At 48.8% G+C, this 17429-nt stretch carries 11 protein-coding genes; 1 reads left to right on the top strand and 10 read right to left on the bottom strand.

The genetic code is table 11. The features are described from left to right. Positions 1–76: 76 nt before the first annotated feature. The 10 genes from H6629_07050 to H6629_07095 all read right to left on the bottom strand — a co-directional run bounded on the left by H6629_07050 (position 77) and on the right by H6629_07095 (position 16021). Positions 77–2248: an RNA-binding transcriptional accessory protein gene (locus tag H6629_07050; protein MCB9067552.1), complete on the bottom strand. Its 2172-nt coding sequence runs from the start codon at positions 2246–2248 to the stop codon at positions 77–79. A 220-nt stretch (positions 2249–2468) separates the two neighbouring features. Continuing rightward, complete coding sequence (locus tag H6629_07055; GenBank protein ID MCB9067553.1) at positions 2469–3623, bottom strand: response regulator; 1155 nt, start codon at positions 3621–3623, stop codon at positions 2469–2471. Positions 3624–3789: 166 nt separating this feature from the next. Then, on the bottom strand, positions 3790–4014 hold the full coding sequence (locus H6629_07060; protein ID MCB9067554.1) for a hypothetical protein: 225 nt from the start codon (positions 4012–4014) through the stop codon (positions 3790–3792). Between the two features lie 180 nt (positions 4015–4194). Next, on the bottom strand, positions 4195–5280 hold the full coding sequence (locus H6629_07065) for an AI-2E family transporter (protein ID MCB9067555.1): 1086 nt from the start codon (positions 5278–5280) through the stop codon (positions 4195–4197). A 56-nt stretch (positions 5281–5336) separates the two neighbouring features. Beyond that, entirely contained in the window at positions 5337–6194 is an 858-nt protein-coding gene (locus H6629_07070) for a zinc metallopeptidase (protein MCB9067556.1), read from the bottom strand. 115 nt (positions 6195–6309) lie between these two features. Next, entirely contained in the window at positions 6310–9039 is a 2730-nt protein-coding gene (gene polA / locus H6629_07075; protein MCB9067557.1) for a DNA polymerase I, read from the bottom strand. Between the two features lie 233 nt (positions 9040–9272). Then, entirely contained in the window at positions 9273–11582 is a 2310-nt protein-coding gene (locus H6629_07080) for a penicillin acylase family protein (GenBank protein ID MCB9067558.1), read from the bottom strand. Between the two features lie 28 nt (positions 11583–11610). Continuing rightward, positions 11611–13806, bottom strand: coding sequence for an FdhF/YdeP family oxidoreductase (locus H6629_07085; GenBank protein MCB9067559.1), 2196 nt, complete (start codon positions 13804–13806; stop codon positions 11611–11613). Positions 13807–13989: 183 nt separating this feature from the next. Further along, entirely contained in the window at positions 13990–15237 is a 1248-nt protein-coding gene (locus H6629_07090; GenBank protein MCB9067560.1) for a DUF2252 family protein, read from the bottom strand. A gap of 76 nt (positions 15238–15313) precedes the next feature. After that, complete coding sequence (locus tag H6629_07095; protein MCB9067561.1) at positions 15314–16021, bottom strand: hypothetical protein; 708 nt, start codon at positions 16019–16021, stop codon at positions 15314–15316. Between the two features lie 202 nt (positions 16022–16223). Here H6629_07095 and H6629_07100 point away from each other — a divergent pair, with 202 nt between their 5' ends. Then, entirely contained in the window at positions 16224–17408 is a 1185-nt protein-coding gene (locus tag H6629_07100; GenBank protein ID MCB9067562.1) for a SpoIIE family protein phosphatase, read from the top strand. Positions 17409–17429 lie beyond the last annotated feature (21 nt).

Genomic DNA, 17429 nt, shown 5'->3' on the forward strand with positions numbered 1-17429 from the left:
GCCCCAAATAACATACTTTAAGCTTGTCATACCCGACCCGATTTATCGGGACGGGAATGACGACTTTGAGCAATAGTCAAATTTTCATCGACAGCTTCACGCGGCCGCGCTGCATATCTACTTCAATTACTTTTACGCTGACAATATCGCCAACCGCAACCACTTCCATCGGGTTTTTGATGTAACGATCCGCCATTTCGCTAACGTGCACCAACCCGTCGCGCTTTACGCCGATATCCACAAATGCGCCGAAATCCACCACGTTGCGCACCGTGCCTTTCAGCACCATGCCTTCGCGCAAATCTTCGATGTTCAGCACATCACTTTTGAAAATCGGTTTGGGCATCTCATCGCGCGGATCGCGCCCCGGTTTTTCGAGATCGTTGAGAATATCTTCCAGCGTCGGTTCGCCAACACCGATCTGCTCGGCAATTTCTTTCAGACTGCGTTTTTCCCGGCGAATGGTATTTTTTAAGGTACTCCACGATTTTCGATCATTCTCTAACTTGAACAATTTCAACAATTTATGTGTTGCCTCATAAGATTCCGGGTGAATGCCGGTATTGTCCAGCGGATCTGTCGCATCGGGAATTCGCAAAAATCCGGCGGCTTGCTGGAACGCCACATCGCCAACGCCGGATACCTTTTGCAGCTCTTCGCGACTGCTAAATTTACCGTTTTTGTCGCGGAAATTAACAATGCTGGTCGCCGTGCGGCTGGTTAATCCGGAAACGTAGCGCAGCAAACTGGCGGACGCAGTGTTCAAATCCACGCCCACCGCGTTCACCGCGGATTCCACAACGTTGGTCAACGCGCCATCCAGATTTTTCTGGTTCACATCGTGCTGATACAGCCCCACGCCAATGTGTTTCGGATCGATTTTCACCAATTCCGCCAGCGGGTCCATCAATCGCCGCGCGATGGAAATATTCCCGCGCAAACTGGCTTCCAGATCGGGAAATTCCTCTTTTGCCACTTTCGACGCGGAATACACCGATGCACCGGCTTCGTTCACAATGATATACATCAGTTCGCGCGCCGGATCGCCTTCTTTAATTTCTTTGATCAAATCTGCGGTAAGCGCCTCTGTTTCGCGGGAGGCGGTGCCGTTTCCGATGGCGATAATCTGCACGCCGTATTTGTCCGCCATTCCCCGCAGCACAGCTTTGGATTGGAACACCTGGTTTTGTGGCGGATGCGGAAAAATCGTTTCGCCTTCCAGATATTTGCCGGTTTCATCGATAACGGCAACTTTGCAACCGGTCCGGTATCCGGGATCGATACCCATGATAACTTTACCTTTTACAGGCGGTTGCAGCAGCAAATTTTTGAGGTTTGTTGCAAAAATGCCGATGGCGTGTTCATCCGAAACTTCCGAAAGTTCCGAGCGAACTTCGCGTTCAATGGAGGGCGCAATCAACCGTTTGTAGCTATCGGTGAGCGCAGCTTCAATTTCATTTGCAAAAATGGATTTGGGATTTTTGAGATGCCGCCGGCGAATTTCCTCGAACATCTCCTCTTCCATCACTTCGATGCTCACTTTGAGAATTTTCTCGCGCTCGGCGCGATTGATTGCCAGAATGCGGTGCGGCGGAATTTTTTTCACCGGTTCGGCATAATCGTAATACATTTCGTAATCGCTTTGTGCGTCAGGATCTTTGGCTTTGCTGACGAGAATGCCGGCGTAACGGGTGCGTTCGCGAACAGCTTTGCGCACCTCTGCATCATCGGAAATGGCTTCCGCGATAATGTCGCGGGCACCGGCCAAAGCTTCTTCCGGTGAATTCACTTCTTTTTCCGCGTCCACAAATTTTGCGGCGAAATCTAAAATATTACCGCTGTTGACATCCTGTTTCAGAATAATTTCCGCCAACGGCTCCAGCCCTTTTTCTTTGGCAATGGTTGCGCGGGTGCGTTTTTTGGGACGATACGGCAGGTAGAGGTCTTCCAATTCCTGCATTTTCATGGTTTCGCGGATTTTCGATTCCAACTCCGGCGTCAGTTTGCCCTGTTCGGAAATCGAATGGAGAATGGTGGTTTTACGTTCTTCCAGCATCCGCAAATATTTGATGCGCTCCTCAACCGCGCGAATTTGCTCTTCGTCCATTTTACCGGTGCGCTCTTTTCTGTATCGCGCAATGAACGGCACCGTGTTGCCATCGTCCAGCAATTCCACTGTGTTGGCAACCTGAATGGCGCGTAAGTTGAGTTCCTGAGCTATTAATCCGTAAAAATCTTTTTCCGACATGCAGCGAACCTCTTCTTCAATTGTGTTTAACGCTACAACGCTTGCCGGCGGCAATCGCAACACCCAAATGGCAGCCGGTAACGATTTCGTATTTTGATAATCTTGCGGCGAGAATATAACGATAGAGCGGTATAAATGGCAAACTGATTTTAATTAAGTGAACAAAAATTCACTTAATCTGGAAATTTGGAGGTGATTTTGAAGCTTTGGCGAGATTTTTTTAATCCTGCATTTCCGGCAGCGTCGCTTTTTGCAGATATACTTTGAAGGTTGATCCGACGTTCGGTTCGCTTTCGAGCTCAATTTGGCCACGCAGCGAAGTCACCACTTCTTTAACCAGCGATAATCCGATACCCATTCCGCCGCCCATAAATTCAGCTTTGGATGTTTTGTGGTTGATAGTATCCTGCACTTCATAAAAATCGGAAAAAATGAGGTCCTGTTTTTCATACGGAATGCCGATGCCCGTATCCTGAACAGAAATCACAAAGTGCTCATCTTTCTCTTTTACAGATACGATTACTTTGCCTTCATCCGGCGTAAATTTGAGAGCGTTTTGCAACAACTCCTGCAAAATGATGCGAATGCTGGGCGTAGTTCCCATCACAAATTGTTGTTTTTCCGGTGTTTGAACCGTTAATGTAATATTGCGATGTTTAAACAATCCGCTCATATCTTCGCGAATTTTTATGAGAAATTCCTTTAAATCGACAGATTCTTTCCGCCCCTGCCAGGTGATTTGATTGGCCCGGCTGAGGGCATGCATCCGTTCAACAGTGCTGTTTAAATCCAGCGTGGTTCGCCGGATAATATCGATGGTTTCAGCAATTTCCGGATCATCGGATTCCATTATCATTTCCAAAATTTCCAGATACCCTTTGATAATCGTCAGCGGTGTCCGGATTTCGTGATTGGTGATCGCCAGAAATTTATCTTTCATTTCGTTCACCGAGCGCAACTGGGCATTAATTTCCCGCAACTCCTGATTTTCGCTCTCGGCTTTAATTTTCTGATAACATTTTTTAATGGTAAACTGCACTTGTTCAAAGTTTACCGGCTTCAAAATAAAATCGGACGCTCCCATTTTCATCGCTTCGATGGCGGTTTCAATAGTGCCATAACCGGTAACAACGATCACTTCCATCATCGGCCAGCGGGATTTTACACGCTTCAACAGCGCCATGCCATCCATATTTGGCATGTTTAAATCCGTGATCATAATATGGTAATTATTCTCGTTGCACAGTTGCAGGGCTTTTTTGCCGTCTTCAGCAATATCTACGGTGTAACCCCACGCTTGCAGGGCGCTTTTGAATAATGTGAGGATGATTGCCTCATCATCAACCAACAACAACCGGATTTGAGATTCGTCCATAATTTATTTAATAACGTTAAATTGTTCGCTTAAACTTCTAAAAATCAATTAGTTGGCACTTCACAATATCGAGCGGACTTCATTTGTTTTTCAAAGAAGCATTGCTTATTTGTGTCAATTTCTGCCGTAATATTGTTCACAAATTACCGAATAAACCGGTTTCAGTCTATTCATTAATGGATTTTCGGATGATTTCCAGCTCATATTTAATTTTATTTATATATTTCTGGCGTGAAAACGGGTCGCTTTCGCCCACATTTTCCAATAGATACATCGAAGTTCCAATAACGTTCAACCGGTTTCGGATAAAAGCCAACACCAAAGCATCCTGCGTAACCGATGAAATTTCCGGATTTGATTTCATTGCGTACGAATGCGACAACGATTGCATTTTCTTTCCCCTGTTTTGTTCCGACATTCCCTATCGTAATTTTTAAGCTTTGCCTCATCCCTGAGTCTTGGCCACATATATAAACATCGCCACTTTTGGTCGTTAGTTTAAAAATTTTCAATTTAAAAATATCATTACCGGGGGAAATTGAGAAGGGATAACCTACGATAGAAACAGAAGTTATTTGCCGTTACTCATCAAAATACTGAGAAACCGTAGCTCGTCGATGTTTTCGAAAATAATTTTGATAATTACAGAAAGCGGGACAGCCAGAAACATACCGATAATTCCCCACAACCAGCCCCAAAAAATCAGTGAGAACAGCACAACCAGCGGACTGAGATTGACACTGCCACCGACAATTTGCGGGTCCAGCACGCTGCCCATTATAAACTGAATGGTGGTCAGCGACAGCGCAACCATCAAAATGGTAAGGTAGCTTTCGAATTGAATAAGTGCAATAGTAAGCGGCAAAACGGTAGCGATCACCGAACCGATACTGGGAATAAAATTGAGCAGAAACGTGAGGATCACCCAAATCATGGCAAATTCTACCTCAAAATAGAACAAAATCGCCGCGGCCAAAGCCGCCGTCGCCAAACTGATGAGGGTTTTCATCAAAATATATTTTTGAATTTGTTCGTTCACATTTGAAAAAAGCGCCACAATTTTTGCGGAGCGTTTGCCGTCAAACGCCAAATCCAGCTTTTTGATAAACTGGTTGCGTCCCAGCAAAATGAAAAACAGAAACAGGATTACCAAAACCGTGTTGGACAAAAAGCGGGTAATGGAACTGAGGGTTGTGGTGATGATATCCGTCATCGAAAGCTGGTTCAGATCGGCCAACATTTGAAACCGTTCGGAACCGCCGAGCTGCTCGTTATACAACTCCGGCGGAATCTTGAATATTTTTGCCAAATTGGTGAACACATTTGCCATCAATTTGCTGAAGCGGTCTTCGTAAAACGGGAATTCTTCTGCAAACGACTGAATACTTTGGTTGATGAGAAGCCCGACCATCAACAATATGATAAAAGTAATAATTATTGAAATAAGAATGGCAATGGCGCTCGGCAGTTTACGGTGCTCAAAAAACAAAATAACCGGATTAAGGATGTAGCCAAAAAACACCGCCAACGCAAATGGTAATACAATTCCGCGTGCCTGATACAGCACAGCGCCAACACCCATCACAGTTAAAATACTGAGCAGGGTTATCATAATCCGCGAATCGCGAATCATCATTTGGCGGGTTTCGTTACTCATTTGCGATCTGGCTTCCGGTTAAAATTTCCCTGCGTATCCATCTATTTTTATTGTAATTACAACGACGAAGCTTCAAATGTGTTGCCCTGATTCACATCACCGGATTTAAAGCCCTTCAAAAACCAACGCATCCGCTGTTCGGAGGTTCCGTGGGTGAATGCATCTGGCACAACGTAACCCTGCATTTGCTTCTGGATGCGGTCGTCGCCAACGGCGCTGGCTGCGTTGATGGCTTCCTCGATATCGCCTTCTTCGAGAATATTTTTCATTTTCTGGGCGTGATTTGCCCACACGCCGGCATAAAAATCAGCCTGCAATTCCAGCCGCACCAGATATTTGTTAAACTCCGCTTCGCTGAGCCGGTTGCGCAGCGACATCACTTGTTGCGATGTGCCCAACAAATTTTGCACATGATGCCCGACTTCGTGGGCGATCACATAGGCCATCGCGAAATCGCCGGGCGCTTTAAATTTTTGCTGCAATTCTTGGTAAAATGACAAATCGATATAAATTTTTTCATCGCCGGGGCAATAAAACGGTCCGGTTGCGGAGCTGTTCATCCCGCAGGCGGATTGCACCATTCCGCTATAGAGCACCATCGTCGGTTTGCGATAATTGCTACCGGATTGCCGGAACAGGTTCTCCCAAACATCTTCCGCATCCGCCAAAACCACGGACACAAATTGCGCCAGTTGATCTTCCTCCGCAGAGGGTTGATAATTGCTCGACGCCGAAGGCGCACTTCCCAAATCCGTTAAATTCAGGAAATCCAGCGGGTTACCACCAAGCATCCACACAATCAGCAAAATGACGATTGTGCCCATCCCGCCACCAAACAGCTTGCGCGGTGCGGAGCCGCCGCTGCCGCGCCGATCTTCTACGTTTGAACTTTGTCTTCTGCCTTGCCAACGCATAGGTGTATCTCCAATGAATATTTGTAAACGTTAAACGGCAAAATACGGTGATTTTTGCCGATTCGCAGTTGCGTTAGAGAATAGCGATGAAAAATGATTTTATCAATAGCCAAAATTAATGCGCTTCCAGCCAATTGGCGCCGACACCGGCGTCCGCTTTCAGCGGCACATCCAGTTGCATGGCGTTTTCCATTTCGCTGACCACCAGTTTTTTCACCGCATCGATTTCGCTTTTCGGCACCTCGAAGACGAGTTCGTCGTGCACCTGCAAAATCATTTTGGCCTGATGTTTTTCGTTCGCCAAACGGTTGTGAATGTTGATCATCGCCAGTTTGATGAGATCAGCAGAGCTGCCTTGAATGGGCGTGTTGATAGCCACACGTTCGGCAATTTGCCGCTGCGTGCCGTTGCGGCTGGCGATATCCGGAATGTAGCGGCGGCGATTCAACAGCGTAGTCACATACAATTGTTCGCGGGTCATCGCAATCGTATCTCTAATATAATCATTCACTTTGGGGAATCGCGCAAAGTAATTGGTGATAATCATTTCCGCTTCGTCCACACCGATATCCAGCCGTCCGGCCAGCCCGAATCGCGAGATGCCGTAAATAATCCCGAAATTCACTTCTTTCGCTTTGCGGCGCATATCGGCGGTCACTTCGGCAATCGGCACGCTGAACACCGCCGCAGCCGTACTGCTGTGAATATCTTCGCCGCGAACGAACGCTTCTTTCAGCGCTTCGTCGCCGGAAATATGCGCAACCATCCGCAATTCCACCTGCGAATAATCCGCCGAAAGGATGACGCTGTTGGCATCCGCCGGGATAAACGCTTTGCGAATTTCCCGCCCGCGTTCACCGCGAATGGGAATGTTTTGCAGGTTCGGATCGCTGCTGGAGAGCCGCCCGGTAGCTGCGATGGTCTGATTGAACGAGGTGTGCAATCGACCGGTTCGCGGACTGATCAGCAGCGGCAGCGCATCCACATACGTCGATTTCAATTTGGTCATCTTGCGATATTCCAAAATTTTGTGCACCACCGGATGTTTTTCATATTTCATCAGCGTATCTTCCGCGGTGGAAAATTGCCCGGTTGCGGTGCGCTTCGGCGCGCGTTTACCGATTTCTTTGTGGATTTCCAGCTTCTCGAACAAAATATTGCCCAACTGCTGCGGCGAATTCAAATTGAACGCTTCCCCGGCAATTTCGGAAATTTCCGCGGTCAGCCGTTCCGCATCGTTGCCCAACTGAACGGACATCTCCGCGAGAAAATCCGTGTCTAGCCCAACACCGTTAATTTCCATTTTCAGCAGCACATTCACCAACGGCATTTCCACTTCGCGGAACAGCTTTTCGGTTTCAGATTCCTTCAATTTTTCCGCGAGAATTTCTTTCAATTGCAACGTGATGTCCGCATCTTCGCAGGCATACGGGCTGGTTTCTGCTATCGGGATTTCATCCATGCTTTTCTGGTTCTTGCCCTTTTTGCCGATCAGCTCCTCGATGGGAATCATTTTGTAGCCGAGATATTTTTCGGCAAGCACATCCAGTTTGTTCTGGCGGGTTTCGGAGGTGGCGAGGCAATTGGCAATCATCGTATCAAAATCCATCCCCTGCACCGCGATGCCGTGTTGCCAGAGCATCAGCGCATCAAATTTGATGTTCTGCCCACCTTTTTTGATCTCCGGATTTTCGAGAATGGGCTTTAGCGCAGCCAGCGCTTCGTCGCGAGAAAGCTTGCTTTCCGGATGACCGAACGCTACGTAATACGCGGTTTTCGCCTGCCAACTGAAGGCAACACCGATCACGTCTGAGCGGAACGCATCCAGTCCGGTGGTTTCCGTATCGAACACGATAAACGCTTGTTTTTTCAGCAGTTCGACGAGCGAATTTAATTTTTCCGGCGTGTCCACCAAATGATAATTTTGTTTTGCATCGTCAAACGATTGCTCCGCTTTTGGCGGCTCGGCGCCCATATTTTCATACAATTTCGGGATGAGCGTGCGGAATTCCAGATCCTCAAACAGCGGCGCAAGCAGATCCGGTTTGATCGGCGTAATTTTGATCGATTCCCAATCGAAATCGATCGGCACTTCCGTATTGATGGTCACCAGCGTTCGCGAAAGATCCGCTTTGGCACGGTTTTCTGCGAGGCTTTCCTTCACCGCTTTTTTGGTGATATTTTCCAGATTTTCATAAATTTTATCGATCGAGCCGAATTCCTGCAACAGGCTGCGGGCGGTTTTGTCGCCCACTTTCGGAACGCCGGGAACGTTGTCGCTGCTGTCACCCATTAACGCCAGATAGTCAATCACCTGCACCGGCGTAAGTCCAAATTTTTCCATCACATACGCTTCGTTCATAATTTCGGAATCGGAGCCGGGACGCATGCTATACATGTGGATGTGCGGGGAAAGCAACTGCATCATATCTTTGTCCGATGTTGCCATGAACACCTCAAAGCCCTGCTCTTCGCCGCGTTTGGCCAGCGTTCCGATCACATCATCTGCCTCAAATCCTTTTTTCTCCAGCAACGGCACGTCGAACGCTTTGGTCAGTTCCACAATTCGCGGGTATTGCACCGCCATATCTTCGGGCATTTTTTCGCGGGTGGCTTTGTAATCCGCATACATTTCGTGACGAAATGTGGGACCTTTCGGGTCAAAAACTACTGCCAGGTATTCGGGTTTTTCATCCAAAATGATGCGCAATAAATATTGCGCAAATCCCCACGCCGCACTGGTGTTTTCACCTTTGGAATTGATCAGCGGATTGCGGATAAACGCAAAATACGAGCGATAAAACAGGGCGGAGCCATCTATCAAAAATAAACGTTTGCGAGCCATTGGCAAAAATTCCCGTTTTTTTGAGGTTCACTGAAGGACAAAATTCTGATTTTCGACAGGCAATATAGTGAATTGTGGCGGTGATTGAAAAGCGCAAAAAGGAATATGCGGCAAGGAAAAAGGTTAAAGGATAAAGGATAAAGGATAAAGGCAAAAGTAGGGGCGCTTCATGAAGCGCCCGAATCATTATTCCCTCTAAGCCAATTTTATCCTTTATCCTTCAACCTTCATCCTTATTTCTCGGGCAGTAATTTCAGTAAGCTGGTTTTTCGCGCGAACACTTTTTCCCTACTGAACGGCACGTTCCATCGTTTGCCTTCCTGCCACATTTTCAAAAAATCATCGTAATGCGGGCTGAACGGGTTGCCGGATTGTCCCAAATTTCCGTTGATGGTGAAGCCGTCCACATCTGCCCAATCCAGCACAAACCGCATGCTCGGCGCGGCAGCGCAGTGGAATTCCTGTTCGTCGGCAATCCAGAAATTGAAATTGGCGTTCAACGTGCCATTGTCACCGCCGATGGGATACGGCCCGCGATTCAGCCCCAGCCATGTGTCCAAAATGCTGACCACACCCAACGGGTGATCGATCACCAATTTGTTGATTTCGCCATACGCCGGACGACCGAAAGTATCGAGCACATATTGCAACGCGCTGCCGGAAACATCCGCCATATTTTCCACTTTGTCGCCGGTGCGTTTATCGTCGATAACCGTTGCCCAGCCATCGCTGAGCGTTTCTTCCAAAATGCGTTTGCCGGTTTTCCAGCCATCGCCGAGCTCATCTTCAAATACCGGTTTTGGCAGAAATTCCCACCACAGCCGGAATGTTGCCGCGGTTTTGCTGTCGGCAGTCATCGCGCCGTTCCAATTGTCGATTTCCGCGGCCAGCTCCGTGTTGTTCAGCGTGCGTGCGCCGTCTGCCATCAGTTGCTTCCAGCGCATCGCTACGCCGGAGATATCGTCCATCTGCATCGCGAAACAATCCTCGACGCTAAACTGTTGTTTTTCCTGCAATAATTGCGTTGCGCGAGTAATCCGGTACGGATCGTAAAATCCCGGCAGCGGATATGGCCACTCGCTTTCCGAAACGATCCGGTTGTTGCAGGTTGCCGCCCATCCGGAAGGCGGATTGAACACATACGGCGTTTCTTCCAGCGGATGATATCCCGACCAATGTTGAACGCTGTCCGCACCGTTAAGCAGCGCGTACGTGTTGATATCGTTGCGAACCGGAATCGGTGCGCCAAGCTGGTAACCGATGTTCCCGCGGATATCCGAATACGTCCAGTTGACATCCAGCGCGCCAAAATTGGTGACGATTTTGCGGAAATCGGCAAAATTATCCGCGTTTTGCAATTCGAGCGACGATGCCATCATTTTCGCTGGCGAAAAATCCCAACCTGCCCAGCGGATCACCACCACATGATCTTTTTGCATGTCGATCACCGGACCGAACGGTGTGGCAAACATTGTTTCGCTGCGGCTGCGCGATTCGTCTTTCACGGGGATTTTTTCCTCGAACACTTCCAGCGCCACGCTGCCTTCGGGCGTGATAATTTTCAGGCTGTCCTGCGGATCGCGCGTAAATCGATAATAATCAATCACATCTACCGATGCGACGGTGAACGCGAAAGCGATTTTTCCGTTGTGACCCATCACCACGCCCGGAATGCCCGGAACGGTGACGCCCAAAACATCGGTGCCCTGCGCGGAATGCAGCCCGGCGAGATACCAGAATCCCGGCACACGACGCACTTCCAAATGCGGATCGCTGCTGTGGATGGCTGCACCGGAAGCGGATTTTTGCGGAGCGATGACCCAGGAATTGGAGGCTTCGGTCATCCGGAAATCGTAGTTGATTGCGCTGAACATTGCATCTTCGCTGATTGGCGGCACAGTTGCCGGCGACCAGTTTTGCGGCTGGTGCAATTTCTCGAAAACGGCTTCGCCGAGGCTGTCGGCGAGTGCGCGAAATTCCGGCTCGCGATCCATCAGCGAATGCGCATACCACGTCTGATAGCTGGCGATGCTCAAACAATCCTTTATTTTCCACGGTTCGGGATCGATCCCCAAAATCACGAATTCCGGCGGCAAAATGGATTTGTGTTCAATCCACGCGTTGATGCCGGCGCAATAGCTTTCCAGCGCCTGCGCGGTTTCCGGCGTCAAATCCGCTTCCGCCATTCGCCCGATGCGTTTGAACCGCAATCGCCGCTGGCGTTTGTCCACTTCGTATGCGGCTTCGCCAAAGGCTTCGGAGAGTTCGCCGCGAACGTATCGGCGGGTCAATTCCATCTGAAACAGGCGTTCGGAAGCGTGCAGCCAGCCGAGCGAAAAGTTCAGATCGTCATCCGTTTCCGCCCAGATTTGCGGGATGCCGCGTTCGTCAAATGTAATTTCCACGGGATTTTTTACGCCGGAAATGGCGATTTCGCCGCTGTAATCCGCGACGGAAAACGAGAGGACAAATCGTCCCACAAACCATATTAATATTGGGGCGATGAGCAATGCAGCCAGAACAATCAACAATTTTCGTTTCAACAGGCGACTCCTTTTGAGAATTTGGGGATCAGGAAACGGGTTGGGATTTTGGTAGTTTTTCAATCTGGACAACGGCATCGCGATAGGCGGGAATGCCGCAAAGCGGATCGCTGACGCCCCGGGGAATGAGCACATTTGCCTCCGGCCAATACATTATTATTGTGCCGCGAACCACTTCGCCGGCTACGGCGATGCCGACAAATTCGCCGGTGGCGGAGTGCAGCCGCACCGGATCGCCGGATGTCAGTCCGGTTTCGCGCAGGTCCTGCGGTGAAAAAATAATCGTTTCGCGCTTGCCGTTTACCAGCGGATCTGTATCGCTAAATGTCATAGAATTAAACTGTTTACCGCGTCGCGTAGATAGCCGGAAGTAACCGGGCGGCACCTCTTTTTGCGGCGGAACGATGAGTGCAAAACTGGCTTTTCGATTACCTGTTGGGAACAGCCCGCCGCTGCCCAGCCGTTCGCCGCCCCACTGAAACTGGTCACCGGGCATCGTCAACTGTTCGATGCCGCGATAAAACGGCACAGCCTGCGCAATTTCCTCGCGAATGGCGGCGGTGTCGTCAAAATGGATACGGTTCGCATGATCCGGATTCACCAATTTGGCAAGATTCATCAACACCTGCCACTCGTCCCGTGCACCGGAAATGCGCGGACCGGGAATTTCCGGATTAAAAATGATCCGCCGTTCGGTGGTGGTTTCGGTATTGCCGCCGGCCATTTCGTATCGGGTGGTGGCGGGCAAAATGAGTACGGTTTCCGCCGGATCGAGCAGCATTTGAGGGTTCAACACAATATCGTGATGCACCCGGAACGGAATTTTTCCGATGGCCTGTTTTACGTAATGACTGTCCGGCAAAATGCCAAACAAATTGCTGCCGATGCAATACAGGAAATCGAGCTTTCCATCGTGCGCGGCATCGAGCATTTCGGCAGCAAAATAACCGCGTTTTTCCGGCACTTTGAATCCCCAAAATGTGGCGAAGCGCCGCGCTTCTTCGGGGTTTACCGAAAATCCGCCGGGAAACTGGTTGGGCACAGCGCCAACTTCCGCACCGCCCTGAACGCCGGAATGCCCGCGAATAGCCATCAAACCGCTTTTCGGTTTGCCGACCATCCCGCGCGACAGCGCCAGGTTAACGATGCTTTTGACATTTTCCACACCGTGTTTGTGCATGGTAATGCCCATAGACCACACAAAAATTGAAGAAGAAACCGCGGCGTATTTTCGGGCAAATCGCAACATTTCGTAAGTTGAAACACCTGAAAGCATTTCCAACTCTTCGAATGTCTGGTTTTTCAGCAGGCGAACCAGTGCATCCCAACTGCCGGTATTTTCTTCGATAAACCGATGGCTCACCCAATCGTTTTCGATAAGGTGTTTGAGCACACCGTTGATAAACGCGATATCGCCGCCCGGTTTGATGACAAAATAATCATCCGCGATTTCGGTGCCGAACAGCGCAGAATCGATCGCCGACGGCACAAAATACTTCTGCATTCCCGGTTCTTTGAAGGTGTTCACACAAATAATTTTGGTGCCCTTCTTTTTGGCGTAGTGCAAATATTTCATCACAACCGGTTGGTTGTTGGCGGGATTACTGCCGAAAAATACGATCAAATCCGAACCGATCATATCTTTGTAGCTGCAGGTGGTTGCGGCGTATCCGATGGTCTGTTTCAGCGCGGTGGTGCTCGGTGCGTGGCACACCCGCGCAGAATTATCGATGTGGTTGGTTCCCAAAAACCGGGCAACTTTTTGGGCAACGTAATAGGTTTCGTTTACAGTTCCGCGGGAAACGAGATAAAATGCCAGCCGTTCCGGATCAATTTGGCGAATATTATCCGCCATCAATTCGTATGCTTTTTCCCATTTGACGGGCGTAAAACCGGGTTGACCTGCCAGCCGCAGCAACGGCGCGGGGATGCGCCCCAGTTTGCGAAGTTCTTTTTCGGATTGCTGCCGCAGTGCGGAAATATCACGTAATATTGTGGTATCGAATGCGGGCATGGTGTTCAATCGCAGCAAATTCAGGCGAATCCAGCAAAGGTGGATGCCATCCATCGTCCAGTCGCGCATGCCGTTTGTGCCCAGCGCACAGCCGTCGCAAACGCCTTTGTTCAAAATTCGCCAGGCGTATCCCAGCTGATCGCGATTTTCCCATCCCGTTTTGGCGATATCCAAAAACGGATTGAGCCGGTGTAACAACCGACTTTTCATATGCAATTCCATTATTTTTAATTAGGATGCCAATTTAGCGAGCGAAACACCCGTTTTCAAGAAATGCTGTAAACTGATTGGGAATATGCACTTTTTTTGGACAGCAGCGTGATTTTTTTATCGAGCCGCAACTGCCCGGAATTTACCAAATTGAAATTCTAACGCCATTTGGGGGTGGTGCTTTTATTGCTGATTTGCGACCTGATCGCGGAACATCTCCCATGCTTTGGTGGCTTCTTCGGACAGATTTACACAGGTTTGCCAGAGCAATTTCTGGTTTTTCTGGACAAGCAGTTGCTGCTCGCGACGGAGCTGTAAATCCAGCGGTGCGGCAATGTGTTTTACATGCCCTTTGCCAAGCTGGATGCCCACATCGTATGCCACATCCCGTAAATCTGAAAAATTATGGAAGGATTTGTTGACGTTTACTTCTTTATAATTATCGACCCACGAATGCACCCAAAATGTGCGTCCGTGAAAGCGAAAATAGCCGAGGTGCTTGAATGGCTGATAGGCGATCCGGGTTTGCCCGACCAAAATCCGGAACGGATCGGTTGTGTGTTGGGTGTTGATGCAGGAAATGCCGCTCAAGTCCCGCACCTCCTTAAGTTCCAGCACAACGTCGTCCATCGGGTCGTCCGTTTTTCCTTTTATCCGCGCCAAATATTTGATATCCAACGCGCTGCCGATACCCATTTTCAAATACCCGAGCGAAACGATCGAAAAATACTCCGGCGTAAGCGATTGATTTTCCAGCAGTTGCATATCAACATACGGCTGAAGCGCGCGTTTCAGCGTATCTTTTTCTGCTTCCGGCATTGTGTCTGCAACGGTTGCCACCCATTTAAAATATGCTTCACGATCGATGAAAAATTTGCTGCGAATGTTTTGCACCAATGCGCATTCCGGCACTTCGAACGCCGGGTCTTTCAGCGCATCGCGATAGCCGCGCAGAAATTCGTTGAAGGCAATTTTTGCGGAATCCGGGTAGTTATTCAATTGGCAGGTCAGGTTCAGCGATACGCCAAACCGCAGCAGATCCAGATATCCGGGTCCGCTGGATGCATCGTCAAAATCGGTCAGCCCGCGCCCGAGATCGGTGATCGCGTATTGCTCTATATGGGCGTCGCCATGCAAATTCAGCGATGGCGAATTGGGCAATTTTGTCGAAAACCGCCGGCACACTTCTTCGCTAAACAACACATTTATAAACCGGAAATAGCCGTGCGGATCTTTCAAAATGCGGTCCAGCAGTTCAGGATTGGCAGCAAAATCGCGGCTTTGGGGATCGATATACAGCCGGTTTTCGGGAACATCGGGTTTATCTGCTGTTTGGGCATCATCTTTACCGGCAGCCGATTGGATGGCGAAAAAGGTAATCCAGCAAACGGCGATTATCATTTGCCAGCGGGTTTTCCTGAACTTCGACATTCGCATTTTCTCCTTTTCAACAGAAACAGCGTAACTTTGCAATTCCCAATGGTTCGTTTTTCAGACGTATATCCATTTAAAAAAAGTCTTTTTGCATCATTTTCCGGGATGTCAGCCAAAACAGGATGGCACCCTGAACGATTGCTAACCCGGCAAATGCGGCATGCCAAACAGTAACATCCACCGCTACGGAAATAAAGTTGATTTCGAAAAACGGCGGCAGCAATAACGCCAGCAATCCGGGAAGATCCGAAAGTTTTTCAATGGGAAACAACTTTTCTTTGTTGACAATGTTCCCGAAAATCAGCACCAAAAAAATTAACCAGCTCAATTGCGGGTGATACGTATAGCTGAAACTGAGCAGAAGGGTGGATAAGGTCAGCACCATCGCGATGATGATCAGCCGGAACGGCAGCAGCAGAAAATAGCCGGCATCGGCAAAACGGAGCCCGTAAGCCAGCGCAAAAATTGCCACCCAGGCGAGATCGATCAGCACAATCAGCACAATTTTGGCAATCAGCAATCGCCGGCGCCCGTGCGGCTGTCCCAACAGAAAATAGAGCGTATTGCCGTTATCCATAAAAAAAACGGATGGCGCCGTTAGCAAATTGAGGATGAGCGCAAATACGGCAAATACCCACCAAATACCTTCTTGCAGCTGGTCGCTGGTTAAAAATCCACCAAAAAAAATACTGAACAAAACAACCGCAGCAAGGTCCCGCAGATAGCGGTGCTGGCGCATATAATTTTTGTAAGAAAATTTGATAAACGGCAAAACTTTCATCTGCTATACCAGCTAACCTGTTTTAAAACTTGAAGTTACCAAAAATTTATCAGCGCGACAAAGTTGCAGAATTTAACCATCAAAATGATAATCCCCAAAAAAACTTCAAAAAAATTAAATTAAGAAGTTCACATAATTTTCGATAATTAGATCAGCAGTGAAAAATCGTTTTGCTGCCTTTCGACTCTGGAGGATTGATTTAATGAAAGTGCTGATTGCTGAAGACGAAAACGTATCGCGCCGGATGCTGCAAAAAACGCTCGAAAAGTGGGGATACGAAGTGGTATCCACCGCAAATGGCGTTGAAGCGTTAAGTGCTTTTCAGCAGAATGATTTTTCGATGGTGATAACCGACTGGATGATGCCGGAAATGGACGGTGTGCAGTTGGTTGAAAAAATTCGCAACACAAATAACCGGGATTATGTCTACATCATCATGCTGACAGCCAATTCCAAAAAGGAAGATCTGGTTGTGGGAATGAACGCCGGCGCAGATGATTTTGTGGCAAAACCATTTGACAAAGGTGAGTTGCAAGTTAGGCTGCGCGCCGGTGAACGGGTGATTAATCTGGAAAAAAATCTGTTTGTCCGCAATCAGGAGTTGGAACGCATTAACCAACGCATGAAACTGGATTTGACTGCCGCCGCAGAAATCCAGAAATCGCTGCTACCATCCCGTCCGCCGCAAGTGCCGGGCATCAGCATCGGTTGGGAATTCCGTCCGTGTGATGAACTGGCTGGTGATATTCTCAACGTTTTTCAACTGGATGAGCATCATCTCGCGTTTTACGTGCTGGATGTTAGTGGACACGGCGTTCCGGCAGCGTTGCTGGCGGTTTCGCTCAGTCGGATGCTTTCGCCGGAAATAGACAGCGCATCGCTTCTAAAAACGCGCGGCGCGGATAATCAACCGCGAATCACGCCACCGGCAGAAGTGACCACACAACTCAATCGTCGCTTTCAAATGTCCCCGGAAAACGGGCAGTTTTTCACAATGCTTTATGGCATCATCGATTTACGCACCAAAGAATTGCGCTATTCCTCCGCCGGGCATCCGGGAATCATCCTCACATCCCGCAATGGCGACGGGCGCATTTTGAAAGTGCCAAGCCTACCCATTGGTTTTCTGGATGAAAATGTTTACGAAGAGCACACCGTTCAACTCATATCCGGCGACCGGATTTTCATGTATTCAGACGGATTGCCGGAAGCGGAAGATCCGGCGGATAACCTTTTCGGCATGGACCGGATGGTCAAATATTTGAAAGACTACAACGCAATGAATATTAAGGAAAGCATCAGCATGTTGCTGGTGGAAGTTAATATGTGGGCAAATGGCCCGCTGAAAGATGACGTTACATTGTTGGGTATCGAGATACGCGAGTAACGTTGCCGTTTTATTGAACTT

It is taken from the genome of Calditrichia bacterium (assembly GCA_020634975.1).
Classification (GTDB): domain Bacteria; phylum Calditrichota; class Calditrichia; order RBG-13-44-9; family J075; genus JACKAQ01.